This window comes from Imperialibacter roseus (genome assembly GCF_032999765.1).
GTDB classification, from domain to species: domain Bacteria; phylum Bacteroidota; class Bacteroidia; order Cytophagales; family Cyclobacteriaceae; genus Imperialibacter; species Imperialibacter roseus.
The window spans coordinates 4,603,929-4,618,548 of sequence record NZ_CP136051.1 but is presented as its reverse complement, the minus strand read 5'-3'; the positions used below and the strand labels follow the sequence as shown (position 1 = coordinate 4,618,548).

The following is a 14,620-nucleotide window of genomic DNA, read 5'->3' as shown; positions in this document are numbered from 1 at the left end:
ATTTAAAAAAGAGAGTAGCGGCGCTCTGGCTGCTACTCTCTAAATGGATTAGAAGGTGTATTTCAGGTTCACACCTCCAAAGAAATTGATTTCGTTGGGAGCTGGGATATAGGCGTCAGGAATCTGGTTTACAAACACCATTTGGTAGTACTGCTCTCCGGTGATGTTATTGGCACCGAAATAAGCATCCAAATTGAAGTGCCCGAAGGATTTCCTGAAGCCTGCTTTGATGTTCAGCAGGCTGTAGGCCTCTGTTTCATTCACTTCATCCGATGTGTAGAACATAGAACTACGGTAGTTGAAGTTCAAGTTTCCGTAGAAGCCAGGCTTCGTATCTACATCTACGCCAAGATTGAACACCACGGGAGAAACGCCTGCGACCGCATTGCCGGAGTAGTCATTCACGATCGTGCTGTCCTGATTAACAACGCTTTTGCCTATTGTCTCATAGGTGAAATTGTCGTAGGTAAAGTGAGAGTAAGTCAAGTTAGCAAAAGGACGCAAGAGCTTCAGGAAGCCGGTATTGGAACTCACTACGTTGTAGTTCACCAGCACTTCCAGCCCTGTATTGTTCAGGCTGCCGCCATTAATAATGTAAGAGTACAGTGTAGCAGTGTTCGACGGGTTCTGTACGGTTACATTGGTGAACTTGTCCTGGAATTTGGCATTGAAACCTGCGACTGTATAAAACAATCGGTTGTCTATCATGCTTCCTTTGGTGCCGATCTCGATCTGAGTGCCTTTCTCCGGCTCCAGGCCTGTGTTGAGCTGGCCCGTGGTTGAAATCAGGATATTGGAGCTAACAGGTGCCTTGTAACCTACCGAGTAAGACGCATACACCGAGGCCACTTTGCTGATCTTTTTGTTGATGGCAAAGCTTGGGGACGCCAGCCCGTTATAGGTGTTTTCATAGGTTTTCAGCCTGGCATTCCCAGGGTGGTCGTTGGTAAGTCCCCAAAGTCGATCTTCCAGGCGCAGCTTCATGTTGCTGATGCCAATGCCTGCTGTGACGCTGATATCCGAAGGTAGCGACAAAGTCCACTGAGTAAAATAGGAGGAGGTGGAGCTTGTCGTCGCCTGATTGCTTCTGATAGCTGTAATGACATTGTAGCCACTCAGGTTGGTGCTGTCAGCGCCCATACCATAGCCAGCTGTAAAGGCCTCCATCTGCTGCATCTCCACGCCTGTAATGCCAGAAAGGGTTACGGCTTCAGATAGTTTGAACTGCTTGTCAAAAGTAGATCGGAAGCCATAATTCAGCGGGGTTTTGTCTGTCCAGCCTCCGGCAGAGCTGTTGTCCATTTCTTGTGCTGAACCGAACAAGGAAGTGGTGTTGGAAACATGGTCGTTGAAATGATAGGTGTGCCCGACGCCGGCTCTGAAGGTTTTAACTGCCGAATGCGCATTGTTGGCGATGTAGCGGCTGTTGCCGGAGTAGTCGAAAGTTTCATATTGTTCTTTCGTTAACTCGCCGTTTCTCTCATCATAGCTGTCGCTAAAACCCAGGTATGAGGTCATGCTCTGCTTATCGTTCAGCACATAGTCTCCCATCATGTTCACGAAGTTCTTGTGCGACCTGGTGTGAGGCATAAATCCGTCATATTTCTGGTGTCCGTAGTTAATCAGAAACGATGACTTTTCGCCTCCGATGGCCAATCGGGTAGTGGAGCGCTGCAAACCGTAGCTTCCTACCATGAAGTCTTCTCCAATAGAGGTTTGGCCTTTTTCGGCTTTCTGTGTTTGCAGGTTCACAACGCCGGATATTGCCAGCCCATACAAAGTGCCCGATGGCCCTTTGCTCACCTCCAGGTTACTCACCGAGCCATAGTCAACATCATCCATCACTGTGATGCCCTCGGCGTCGGTAATCGGAATCCCGTTCAGATACATCTTCACCCCCTGGGAGTCGAAGTTACTGCTAATACCACGGAAGCCCATTCCGCTGCCGTAGCCTCTGATATTGATCTGCTGACCACCCGAGATCGTTCTTCTTTCCATAAACACACCGGGAACGCTGGTATTGATAGCGTCATCGAGAAAAAGACCTGTTGACCGCTTAAGCTCCTGGCTGCCCAGCTTCACAATAGAGATGGGCTGCTCAAGTAGTGACCGGTTGGGGTTTGAAAGAGCCGTAACTTCCACTTCCTGGAGACTTTTTGTTGAAGAAATCAGTGAAAAGACAAGCTCAGTGGCGCAGTCTGCTGTTTTTGAAAAGGTTTCATAGCCTACGTAGCTTACCCGAACGATGGCTGAACCTGCGCAATCAACCGAGAACTCTCCGTTGTCATTAGTGGTTGTTCTCCCTTTTCCGTCAATTTCAATAGTAGCAGCTGCCAGCGGAGCGTTGGTCGATGCATCAACCACCTTTCCTTTTAGCTGCCCATTCTGAGCCAATGACGCATACGTCACCAGCATACTCAATGTGAGTAAAAATATGTGTCTCATTATTTATCTGTTTGTTTGTTCTGAATAATCACAGGCATAGCACTCCTGTATCTTTGCTACAGAAAAGATGCAATACCCTCGTTCACTAAGAAATGGCTAAACAGATTTTGGGGGTGGGCCTACCAGTTCGATGCATGGTGAGGAATAGAAATGAGCAAATGATGAGTCGATGGTAGATTTTGGAACAAGTATCCCGTAAGTGAACAACTTTTCGGAGGCTGAAAATTTAAGTGACTTGACCGTTTTGGTGACCTTTCTTGTGGTTTTGCTAATGGGGCCACTGTCGTCGTCCATGTGTTTTCGCACCAGCTCGTCCAGCATCACAAGGTTGGTTTCTTTCACATCGTTGATGCAGAAGTAGTAAACCGAATCAGCTACTACTTCCCTGCGAACGATGTCGTACATTTGACCTTTGAAGCGGAATTCTCTTCCTTCTTCTTCCCACTCGAGGTTAGGTATTTGATCAACTGCGAAAGAGAGCTTGTGAAGCTTATCATCAGGTACTCCAGCCTCGATCTGCTCTTTTACTTCCCGTCGTATAATGAACTGCTGAACTTCGAATATGGCGCATATACCAAAATAATTGAACAGAAAGCTAAACAGGAATACGTAAGCACAGTTTCGCTTCGCTATGTCATTGGGAAATGTCATCTTTAGTTAGCTAAACTCCATTTTCTGCACCTGTGCCATTCAATTAGAAGCAATAAATGTAGGTCATTTCTCTCCGACATCTGAAGGCCATCCGGCGATTTGTTACAAGTGGACGTTGGGTGCAGTTCTTCGACACAATGGGTTGACAGATGGGGGTGCCATACTCCTGAAGACAGAGGCGAGGTAGTTAATTGCCATCTCCATGAAAGCACCGGAAAATCACTCTTCCGGTGCATGGGAACTTATGTCATCAACATTAAAACTTTCTGTAGGGTACTTCGAGCAACTTGTTGGCAGCTGCCTCATCGAACTTTTGGCCTTTGTTATTCCAATTCAGGGTTTGGTCAGGGAAGCGATTGGCAACAACACCCAAAAGGATGGCCTCCGTTAACCTGGCTGCGTATGAGAACGGCGCACTGGTCTTGTCTTTTCCAAGGCAGGCGTCAACAAACTGATGGTAGTGATCCGCCTTTGGCAGGTCAGGGAAATCAACCTTTTCGTATTTTCCTTCGACGATCAATTTAGGGTAGTCGATGTGGGGTAGCAACAGCCTGCCTTTTTCACCAATAAACATCGCACCCTGACTGGGAAGTTTGTCGTTACCTGGCATGGCAAGCTCTTCATGGCTGTCAGGCGCATCCACGCCGTCGTACCACACCCACTTGAAGTTGTCGGTGGTAAATTTTGTGGCAGGGAATTCGTACGTCACAACATTCTTTTCCGGGTGGCCAAATCCCGTGGGTTTTCTGCAACTTGTGGTGACAGTTTTTGGTACATCAAGCGCTAATGCAGTGTAAGGGGTGTCGAAAATGTGAACGCCCATGTCGCCCAAGGTGCCACAGCCGTAATCCAGCATCTTTCTCCAGTTGCCAGGATGATAAAGGCCTTCCTTGTAGGCCCTTTCCGGGGCAGTGCCCAGCCATAGGTTCCAGTCAAGTGTGGAAGGAACCGGGTCGCTACCCGTCGGTGCAGGGCCGTCGTATCCCCAGTTTTTGTTGGACCAGGCCCTGACAGTATTCACTTTTCCGATAATACCCGACTGAATTAATTCAACGGTTCCCCGGTATTGGTTCCATGAGTGAATTTGTATCCCCATTTGCGTGACCAACTTGTTGTCTTCTGCAAGTTTGCGCATAGCCCTGGCCTCCGACACATGGTGTGTCAATGGCTTTTGGCAATATACTGGTTTGCCCATTTGCATGGCCATGACCGAAGCAGGTGCATGGGTGTGGTCAGGTGTTGACACAATCACGGCATCAATGCTTTTGCCTATTTCATCAAAAAGCTTTCTGTAGTCGGTAAATGCCTTTGCTCCTTTGTGCAGCTTGTTGGCAGCGGCCAGGTTATTGGCATCCACGTCGCACAAGGCAGTTACATCCACCAGCTTGTGCGAGGAGATAGAGTCCAGGTCGGCCATTCCCATACCACCCAGTCCGATGTGGGCGGTTCTTAATCGGTCGGCTTTTAGCTTTGCCCAGGACGAAGATGATAAAAAAGCTATTGAGGAGGCAGTGAGCGCAGTGTTTTTGAGGAAGAGTCTTCTTTTCATGAGAGTAAAATTTGTTTCAACACCCTAATTTTGGTTTTTTAATTGGTTTATCCATCATCAGGCCCGTCCAGTTATCAAATAATCGACTGTCTGGCACCAGGGCTGCTCTTTCGGTAAAAATTGAATGGATCGAGGTTAGGTGACCGGATACACGATAAAGCTTTCGTGTACATCTCTTGCAGGCGCATCGCCCAACTCCTCATGTATTGAGCGAAGTGATTGCAGGTCATCTTGGTGAGAGTAAGCTTGCGTTCCTCAGGCTGGTGCCTACTCTATCTTCCTTCCCAGCCTCTCCGCCTTCTTAATTATTTTAGCATATACTGCTTTTCCTTTGTCAAGCTCTTCGAGAACAAGCTTCTTTTGGTCGGCTTCATAGAAAAGGCCTTTTGTTTCTACCCATTCGGCGAGCCGGTCGATGATGGCAATGAATCTTTGTGCCGGTTCGGCGTAGCCAGCGGGCCTGCCTTCAAAGTCTACATACACCGGATTTGAGTGAGCTCCGCCACACCTGATCGCCAGCCAGCCGGAGTCTTCCAGCGTAATTTTTGTAATCTTATCAGTAGTGCTGGCAATCATTTTGCCGTTGAAGACAATCTCTACGGGCACATTTCCTTTGGGAGTGAGCGCCTGTGTCATCACCTCAAAGGTTGCGGGCATTTTGCCAGCTTTCAACACACTTCCGGGCTGCTCGCCATTCACTGTGAAAAAGAGCATAGGGCCGTTGGTGATAAAGCTTTTTCCCTGTTGTAGCCCTTTTCGCCAGTTGTCTAATGTAAAGGGCTCGTCCTCCAGGTTCACATACACCCTTGGCGTATCTTTGATGATCCAGTCGGGGCCCGCAGTGGCGGGTATTCTGAAGCCACAATTGAGGATGTCGTACCAGATATCGAGCTGCCCGCCGTTGCCAGCTATTTCTGCCATTTGGATCTTGTCCAATGCAATATCAACCGGCATCTCAAATCCCGAGGAAGGCCAGGGCGTTTTGATTTGGTCTGTGCCTTTGAAGTTTCCAAAATGGGCGGCAATGGTGGTGGCGCCCTGCTCGATGGCTTCATCCAGAATATATGAATTGGGTGGATAATCAGGGCCACCCAGCTCACCTACAGCACCGGAGCTAATAGGTTGAATCAATTCATTCAACCCCAGAAAGGCCAGATGACCATAGGGGTTGTTTCGAAACTCTTCTCCATAGGTGATCACATGCTCCGCTGTACTAAACGCCTTTCTTTCGCCCATGGGAAATTCGTTGGCATAAATGGCGTGGGTTTCCCATTCACCTTTCAGGGTGAGGATGGCCGACACATTGAGGTCTTCACTTTTGGAAATCAAAGGCCAGTATTTACTGAATTGAACTGGTATGCCCACGTCGGTGGTATGGATATGCGTTTGTCCTGAGTACCAACCCAACTCAGGCATGTTGATCCATCGTTCCATGGCTACTTCCACAACGCCATTTTCAGGTACTGCCACTGTCACCGGATTATACTCAAAGCCATGATAGACAGTGGCAGTTTTTCCCGCTGGTGGCACGCCTAGCTCCGCTTTGCCATCGATATAGAAGTATGGGCCTGGCTGATATTCCCAAAAAATGGACCTCCAGCCATCGTTTTCGTTTCGGCCTACAGCGTAGGAAGGCCCTTTAATGGGCGTCCAATAGCTTTTGTTTGCAGCGTCTTTCACCTCAATACGAGTGGCCAGTGGTTGGCCACTAAGCTTATCGGTAATCGTGAATTTGATTCCCTCTTTAAATGGGGCATGCCTTTTGGCGGGCGACCGCCCAGGCGCTGGAAGCACTACCTTGTACGCATTGTTGGCAGGGAGCAGCGAAAATGGAGGATTCTGCATGGGGATACCCTGCATCCGTATGGTGGCTGACGCCTTGTTTCCAAGACTGTCGCTCATTTGGATGATTTGAGTCAATGCCTTCTCAGTGAGCGGCGTGCAAACGGCAAAGGTGTAGCCAATTGACTCCGGAGCCAGGGTGATGGTCTTATTCCAAAACAATATCTCATCGCTCAAATCGGCTTTCATGGCTAGTTTTGTGGCTACGCTTCGTCGATTTTCAATTTCGATAACCACTACTTTGAAATGCCCGACTTGCACATTTACTACCGGTGCTTCTGGCGTGCTTTTGACCGACTGATCAATCACTACATTTAACGAGGGACCTTTGCGGGCCATTCCGGCAAAGTAGGCTCGGCATTCTTCCAAAAGCTGCTTTTGCTTAGCTCTGGTTGCGCCTACTTGCTTCATAACCTTGCTGTCGACCATTGGCAAGTTTTGCTCATCGGTCAACTCACGAATCTTCCACGATACCACCCTTAGCTCATCCCAGATATTGAATAACCTTGCCGCAGCGGGGTCGTCAACCCTCAGGAGTTGTATGGCCATGAGGTAGTCGTTCAATTCAGCCAGCACGGGGTCGGAGTGCCTGGGGTGGGCTTCCGTGGTAGAATTGGTGTTAAAACAAAAAACAAAAAGGAACAGTAGTACACGGGTAGGCTTTGCCATAGTTGAGAGATGCTTGACTTTGGGTGTTCAATAAAAATAGGAAAAATTGACGGACTCTCAGCCATCAGTTCTTCTAGTCGTCAGCGGTTCGCCCTGGATCAGCAGCATTAACAAAACGGCGACTCGGAAGCCATTGCTACAGCATTCGGTCATAACCGCTCGCTCAAAAACTCCAAAGGATGATGAAAGTACTTTCTCAAGTCCTCTCTGGTATAGCAAGCCAATGTATATGAGGAAAAATACCTTTCTGGTTTCGTTGTGTCTTTTTGGAGGGGAGTTGGTGCCACTTTCAATACTTCAAAATGAAAGTGGTCGAACTGCCAGCCATGTTTATCCAGCTCCATTGTGTTCATGAACCGTGCTATTGGTCTGTCGGGGGTTACTGGTTGATACAACTCTACTTCAACACCAGCGATATGCTCATATAGAGTCCAAAATTTTCCCTTTTCATCCTGATGTTCAATAATTAGTTGGGCATAAGGCCCGTCTGTCCGTTTGCTGATTACCACGCCTTCACTGATGGCAAAAATGGGTTCGCTGATATAGTTGTCTGAAGGTCTTTTGATATCAATGCCAGTGTGATAGTGCGCCGGAATGCCGGGTCTTTCTTTTCTCAGCAAGCCAAATTCGCCAATGTCGGTCAGCACTATGGAATTCGTTGAACTTCGGTTGATCGCTTTGAGCGGTATTAAAAGTTTGCCTACGTCACTGGGTAAAGCGAAGACTGATAGTAGTACAAACATACTGATATTAGATACTGTGACCATTGTTTCTATTATCAATCAGTTACCTTATTTTCTCAATCCAACCGTTGATTTTCTTTTCCAGAAGAACCAATGGCAAACTCCCTGAGTTTAACACCTGATTGTGAAACTCCCTGATGCTGAACTTGTCACCAAGGGTAGCCTCAGCCTTTTTTCTCAACTCCTGAATTTTCAGCTGGCCTATTTTGTAGGAAACAGCCTGACCGGGTGTGGCCATGTAGCGCTCGATAGACGCAATAATGGAGGCTTCGGATTCTGCTTCATTGTCGAGCGAATATTGGATCGCTTGCTCTCTCGTCCAGCCTTTGGCATGTATGCCCGTGTCGACAACTAGCCGGATCGCCCGGTGCATTTCCATGCTGAGCATGCCGAAATACTGGTAAGGGTCTTCATACAGCCCAAGCTCCTTACCCAGCGACTCGGCATACAAGGCCCAACCCTCCACAAACACACCCAGGCTCTCCGGGTGCAGAAACTCAGGCAGGTCAGCGTTTTCCTGCTGCAGCGAAAGCTGATAGTGGTGCCCCGGTACAGCTTCATGAAGAAACAGGGCCTCATCTGAAAACTTGTTGTAGCTTGTTACATCTGGGATGGGCACATAAAAGGTGCCTGGCCTCGTGGCATCTTTGCTGCCTGGCACATATTCTGCGCTGGCCGAGGCTTCCCGAAACGCTTCCGTTCTTCGCACGTCGAAAGTGGCTTTGGGCTTCAGGTCAAATACCTCCACCAGTCTGGCTTCGACACGTGTCCTTATTGTGTTGAAGCTGGCAATCACCTGCTCTGGTTCGGTGTAAGGCATTTGGCTTTTGCTGGTTCGCACATGCTCAAAAAAGGCCTTCATGTCGCCTTCAAAGCCGGTCGCAGCTTTCGCTTTTTCCATTTCAGCCAAAATCCTTTTTACTTCACTTTTACCCAGTTCATGAATCTCATCGGCCGTCAGGTTAGTGGTGGTGTGCAGCCGCAACAGGTAATTGTATGTTTCGGGACCATTGGGTAAAGCCCCAAGACCGGAGGTCTCCATGCCAGCAGACAAATAGCTGTTCAGGAGAAAGTCTTGCAGTTCTTTGTACTTCGGCTTGAGCTTGTTTTGAATGGCGTCGCTGTAGGCGCTGGCGAGCCTTTCCTTTTCTTCTGACGAAAAGCTCTCAGGCATCTGGCGAATAGGGGCGTAGTACAAGTGCTCGGATAGCGGGTCGTTGATAAAGCCATCCAGTTGAGGAATGGTTTTCTTAATAAGGGTTTTGGGAGGCACGATGCCCGTGGCGATTCCCTCTCTCATCTTTACCACACAGGTGTCCAAAAAGGGCAGGTACGCATCGATCCGTTTCAGCCAGTTGTCATAATCTTTCACTGTATTAAACGGCTGAACGCTTTGCCCCCCGGCTAGCTGCGAAAAGTAAAGGTGCAGCGACTGGATTTGAAGGATGGGCATCAGTTCGAAGTTGGGCAGGTTGTAAATAGGCGATGCCATGGTCACAATTGTATTGGTGAGGCCCTCTCGTTTGATCTTACAGTCCCAGGCCATCACCTGCATGCTCATCCATTGCGACGGGCTCACCATGGAGGAGTCGTATTCACTAAGGGCCTCCAGAAAATTGGTGTAGTTCTCTATAAGGTCTGCCTGGTAGTCGTCAGCAATGAAGTTGGCTACCTTGTCGTTGTATTCAGATTCACCTGCTTTGGTGGCTTCTATGGGGTTGATGCGCAGCTTGAATTGATTGTACGCTTCAAAAAGGCTGTCGATGGCAGGGTTGGGGCCTGGTGGCTGAGTGGGTTTCGGGCTTGAGCAGCTACCAGCTATTAGCAACATTGCGAAAAAACAGGCATTAATTGACTTCATAAAGTTGATTTAGTGCTTCGGAAATGGGTACTCACCACAATTGGTGCACCTCTTTTTTGATGTATGCTTCATAAATTTTGTTCATCGCCATTACCTGCGCTGTTGTAAGTGGCGGCGTGTCGTAGGTGGATAAATTGGACAACACCTGCTCAACCTTCGATGCGCCGGGAATAATGCAGCTTACTTCCTCAAAGCCAAGTATCCACCGGAGAGCAATGGGTGCCAGATTGGTCACGCCCGGAAATAGTGCCTTCAGTTCACCAACGGCTTTCAAGCCCAGGTCATAGTCGATACCCGAAAAAGTCTCTCCTTTGTCGAATTTCTCCCCATTCCTATTGAAGTTTCGGTGATCTCCCGAATCGAAAGTTGTTTTTGCATGGTAGGTGCCGGTGAGCAAGCCGCTGGCCAGCGGAACCCTCACAATGATGCCCACATTCCTTCTTTTAGCTTCTTTGAAAAACAGCTTTGAAGGCCTCTGACGAAACAGGTTGAAGATGATCTGCACGGTAGCCACATTGTCGTACTCAATGGCTTTCAACGCTTCTTCCACTTTTTCAACGCTGACGCCCAAATTAAGAATCTTCCCCTGCTCTTTCAGTCGCTCAAACAGCTCAAATATTTCGGGGCGATAGTAGACCTCAGTAGGGGGGCAGTGCAGCTGGATCAAATCCAGCGCTTCCAGGCCTGTTCGCCTGAGGCTATCTTCCACAAACTTCTGGAGCACTTTAGGCTGATAGCCTTCGCTAGTGTGCGGGCTGATTTGTCTGCCGCATTTGCTGGCTACGTAAATGCGTTCTGATCGGGAGCGAACTACCCGACCTACAGCCGTTTCACTCAGGCCGTTCTCGTATACATCGGCTGTGTCAATAAAGTTAACACCCCGATCAATAGCCGTGTTGATGATTTTGTCAGCTTCGGCATCGCTAAATGGCGAGCCCCATTTACCACCCACTTGCCAGGTGCCAAGCGAGATTTCTGAGATATTGAAGTTGGTTTTGCCTAAAGTTCTGTAGTTCATCTATTGCCATTAAATTCGTTTCATTTTTTTACTTATAGTCACTTTTTTGCCGAGGTTAATTTTCCAGCCCACCCTTTAGGGCAGGGGTATTGGCTGGAAAATTCACCCTCCAGAAGCTGATTTAGTCAGATTCAAATAACCCTCCGCAAATCGTTTCCCAATTTCCCTTTGCCCCTGCGAATTGAAGTGTATGGTGTCTCCCTTGTGAATCAAATCCTGTGTACTAATCACCGATACATTTTTGTCGCTAGCAGCATACTCGTGAATCGCTCTGTTCACCATCTGCCAATAGTCATTGTTGTTGGAATAGCTGCCAAGCTCGCCCATTAACACTGGCAATGAATCGTTTTGAACGATGGATCGGAAAGTGCTCAACAGCTGGGGAATTTTGCTCGGATAGGCTTCAATTGACCTTTCGTTAGCGTCGCTTTCTCCCTGATGCCAGAGAATGGCCTTGATTTCTCCGTGCTGCCTTCCAATTGCTACCTTTTCTTTGAAGTTCGAGAGAAGCTTTACGTTGCGATACAGAGAGTCGCCCAGCCATTGCGACATGGCGCTTCCACCAACAGCAGTTGGTATGATCATGATGGTGTCGTTTCCTGGGAGTTCAGACAGAAGGGTTTTGGCAAAAGACAAGCCACAGTCGAGGCCCACCCTGCTTGGTTCGTAAAAGTGCAGCGGCTCTTTGGCTTTGATTACGTTACCCAGCGAATCTATTGTCAGTATCCTGGGGTTAGTTACCGTATCCTGCGGCTCCACAACGCCCCGTCCTGCCATGTTCGACTGGCCCGCCATGATAAAAACCCAGGTTTTGCTCTCGTTTGATGTCTTGTCGCTTTGTTCTCTGCAGCCCAGGAAGCAGCCGAGGAAGAAACAGAGCAGGGCTGTTTTTAAAGATAGTAGTTTCATGGTTGAATAGGATCAGGTAAATCACAATATACACAAAGTGCCTGCTTTGCACCGACAAGAGGGCATATAAGCGGTAGCTATGCAAAATAAGCCGATGTATTTTCAAACCCAATGATTCGTTTGCATCGGATTATCCCTACCTTTGCAGTCCGAAAATGAATAGAGGGCAAGCCAACAACCTGCTTAACGCCCATCCATAAATTCCGAATACAATATATTGATTTCCTCCTGGGGCCACTATTCCCTGAGTGAAAAGCCATTTATCAAACTTTAATGAAAAAGTATTTTAACCTTTTCGACCTCTCACAAAAGGTCAACTATAAAACTGAAATTTTATCAGGTCTTACGGTGGCTATGGCCCTCGTGCCTGAGGCTGTTGCGTTTGCTTTGATTGCAGGGCTGTCTCCCCTCACAGGACTTTACGCTGCATTTGTCATGGGCCTGATTACGTCCATTTTCGGCGGAAGACCGGGCATGATTTCTGGTGCCACAGGAGCAGTAGCCGTAGTGATAGTTTCGCTGGTGGTGTCTCACGGAGTAGAATATGTTTTTGCCACGGTGATCCTCGCTGGCATTATTCAGCTGGCCGCTGGCACGCTCCGTCTCGGCAAGTTCATGCGCCTGGTACCTCACCCGGTTATTTTTGGTTTTGTGAATGGCCTGGCCATCATCATTTTCATGTCGCAGCTGGCGCAATTCAAAGATGACGCAGGCAACTGGTTGTCGGGTAGCCAACTGTACATATTCCTTGGGTTCGTGTTATTGACTATGCTCGTCATTTGGGGGCTGCCCCGGCTGACGAAAGCCGTTCCAGCCGCTTTAACCGCCCTTCTTTTGGTATTTGGCATCGTTTATTTCTTTGGCATCGACACCAAGACGGTGGGCGATATTGCTTCCATCCAGGGCGGCTTTCCCCCATTTCACCTGCCTTCAGTTCCTTTTACCCTTGAAACCCTGACCATCATTTTTCCCTATGCCGCTATAGTGGCAGGCGTAGGGCTGATCGAAAGCTTGCTTACGCTTAATATTGTTGATGAAATAACCGAAACAAGGGGCAGGGGAAACAAGGAAGCAGTGGCCCAGGGTACTGCCAATATCCTATCCGGATTGTTTTCCGGTATGGGCGGCTGTGCCATGATTGGCCAAAGCCTTATCAACGTTTCTTCAGGTGCCAGGGCCCGTTTGTCGGGCATTGTGGCGGCTGTGATGTTGCTGGTGTTTATCATGTTTGGCGCAGGCCTAGTTGAAAAGCTGCCCATGGCGGCACTTACCGGCTTGATGATTATGGTGTCGATTGGCACGTTTGAGTGGGCCAGCCTGAGGACTTTCAACAAAATGCCCAAGTCCGATATTTTTGTGATGGTAATGGTGACGCTCGTCACTGTGTTTCTGCACAACCTTGCCCTGGCGGTGCTGGTGGGTGTAGTCATTGCTGCACTTGTTTTTGCCTGGGACAACGCCAAGCGAATCAGAGCCAGAAAGAGCATCGACGCTGAAGGAGTAAAGCACTACGAAATATATGGCCCCCTGTTCTTTGGCTCGGTGGCTGCTTTCAATGAAAAATTTGATGTGGCCAACGACCCCGACGAGGTCATTATCGATTTTGCCGAGAGCCGGGTGGTGGACATGTCGGCCATAGAGGCCCTCAACAAAATTACGGAGCGCTACCAGAAAGTGGGCAAAAAGCTGCACTTGAAGCACCTGAGCCCCGACTGCAAACAACTGCTGCAAAATGCCGATCAGCTGATTGATGTGAATGTGATGGAAGATCCGACCTACAAAGTGGCTGTGGATACCATTTGAGGTGGAGGCGAGGTGATTTTTACCATTTCACTCGTTGAATGAAATGGTAAACTTAGTCCCCTTATTGACTTCACTTGCTACTTCGATGCTTCCGCCGAGACTTGTTACATGGCTATGCACCAGGTAGAGGCCGATGCCCTTGCTGTCGCTGTGGTTGTGAAAGCGCTGGTGTAGCCCGAATATCTTCCCTTTTACTTTGCTCATGTCAAAACCAAGCCCATTGTCTGCGAAAACAAGTTGGATGGCATTGTGCGACCTGATACTCGAAATGGAGATCACCGGTGCCACATCGAGCCTCCGGTACTTGATCGAATTGGTAATAAGATTGAGAAAGATGCTTTCCAGGTAGGCCCTGTTAAATCTGATGTGGGTTGCTTCCGAAAAGTCAATTTCAAATTGAGCGTTGGCGTTTTTCGCCAAAGAATTGATAGAGTTGACTACAGTGCTCAACACTTGCTTCAGGTCGAGTTCTTCAATCGGAGCAACCTGGCTCTCTTTTTGGCTTATAATGTTCAGGTAGTCGTTGAGTGTTTGATTGAGGTTCTCTGTAGCAGACTTAAGGATAGGAATTAGCTCAAGAGCAACTTTACTCTGAATATTTGAGTTCCCCAACAGATCAACTATCGTGAGGAGGTTGTTGACCGGAGACCTCAGGTCATGTGAGGTCGTGTAATTTAGTTGCTTCAGGTCCTTGTTTGCCTCGGCGAGGTCAGCCAGCAGTGCCTCTCTTCCTTCTTCTATCCTTTTCTTGTGGGTGATGTTTTTTGCAATAGCATAAACGAGTTGCTTCGAATCGTAGGGCATCGAATTCCAGGAAAGCCAAACCACTTCCCCACCTTTCGTTACATATCGGTTCTCGAAATCCAGCAGCGGAACATTCTTTAAAAGCGCATCCCGGTGGACTTTTGTTTGATGCCTGTCTTCATGGTAGATAAAATCGCTGATGGGCCTTGCCAATAGTTCTTCCTGGCTGTATCCCAGTAGCTTGCACACGGCAGGGTTTATTCTTCTGAAGTAGCCGTCGTATCCGGCAATGCACAGCAAATAAGGAGATAGTTCAAAAAAGGGATCTAGCCTAATCTTCTCGTCCTCATTGCGCTCCTTACTCACATCCTGCATTCTTACCTGAC

General features: G+C 48.4%; 10 protein-coding genes. 1 reads left to right on the top strand and 9 read right to left on the bottom strand.

The features are described 5' to 3' along the window. Nucleotides 1-48: 48 nt before the first annotated feature. From RT717_RS19545 to RT717_RS19510, 8 genes are all read right to left on the bottom strand, one after another. Nucleotides 49-2,445 carry a TonB-dependent receptor gene (locus RT717_RS19545; RefSeq protein ID WP_317488039.1) on the bottom strand — a complete coding sequence of 799 codons (2,397 nt, stop codon included), beginning with the start codon at nt 2,443-2,445 and terminating at the stop codon, nt 49-51. Between the two features lie 96 nt (nt 2,446-2,541). Next, complete coding sequence (locus RT717_RS19540; protein ID WP_317488038.1) at nt 2,542-3,096, bottom strand: hypothetical protein; 555 nt, start codon at nt 3,094-3,096, stop codon at nt 2,542-2,544. 256 nt (nt 3,097-3,352) lie between these two features. Continuing rightward, nucleotides 3,353-4,645, bottom strand: coding sequence for a Gfo/Idh/MocA family protein (locus RT717_RS19535; RefSeq protein WP_317488037.1), 1,293 nt, complete (start codon nt 4,643-4,645; stop codon nt 3,353-3,355). Nucleotides 4,646-4,912: 267 nt separating this feature from the next. Beyond that, nucleotides 4,913-7,156 carry a CehA/McbA family metallohydrolase gene (locus tag RT717_RS19530; RefSeq protein WP_317488036.1) on the bottom strand — a complete coding sequence of 748 codons (2,244 nt, stop codon included), beginning with the start codon at nt 7,154-7,156 and terminating at the stop codon, nt 4,913-4,915. 149 nt (nt 7,157-7,305) lie between these two features. Further along, entirely contained in the window at nt 7,306-7,923 is a 618-nt protein-coding gene (locus RT717_RS19525) for a M23 family metallopeptidase (RefSeq protein ID WP_317488035.1), read from the bottom strand. 19 nt (nt 7,924-7,942) lie between these two features. Further along, nucleotides 7,943-9,760, bottom strand: a complete 1,818-nt coding sequence (locus tag RT717_RS19520) for a DUF885 domain-containing protein (RefSeq protein ID WP_317488034.1) — start codon at nt 9,758-9,760, stop codon at nt 7,943-7,945. Between the two features lie 31 nt (nt 9,761-9,791). Beyond that, on the bottom strand, nt 9,792-10,778 hold the full coding sequence (locus RT717_RS19515) for an aldo/keto reductase (protein WP_317488033.1): 987 nt from the start codon (nt 10,776-10,778) through the stop codon (nt 9,792-9,794). Nucleotides 10,779-10,880: 102 nt separating this feature from the next. Then, nucleotides 10,881-11,687 carry a sialate O-acetylesterase gene (locus RT717_RS19510; RefSeq protein WP_317488032.1) on the bottom strand — a complete coding sequence of 269 codons (807 nt, stop codon included), beginning with the start codon at nt 11,685-11,687 and terminating at the stop codon, nt 10,881-10,883. Between the two features lie 273 nt (nt 11,688-11,960). Here RT717_RS19510 and RT717_RS19505 point away from each other — a divergent pair, with 273 nt between their 5' ends. After that, complete coding sequence (locus RT717_RS19505; protein ID WP_317488031.1) at nt 11,961-13,490, top strand: SulP family inorganic anion transporter; 1,530 nt, start codon at nt 11,961-11,963, stop codon at nt 13,488-13,490. A 27-nt stretch (nt 13,491-13,517) separates the two neighbouring features. Here the strand turns inward: RT717_RS19505 and RT717_RS19500 are convergent, their stop codons facing one another. Continuing rightward, the gene (locus RT717_RS19500) at nt 13,518-14,609 is read right to left on the bottom strand and encodes a PAS domain-containing sensor histidine kinase (protein ID WP_317488030.1); all 1,092 of its coding nucleotides are present in this window, start codon (nt 14,607-14,609) and stop codon (nt 13,518-13,520) included. Between the last annotated feature and the right edge of the window lie 11 nt (nt 14,610-14,620).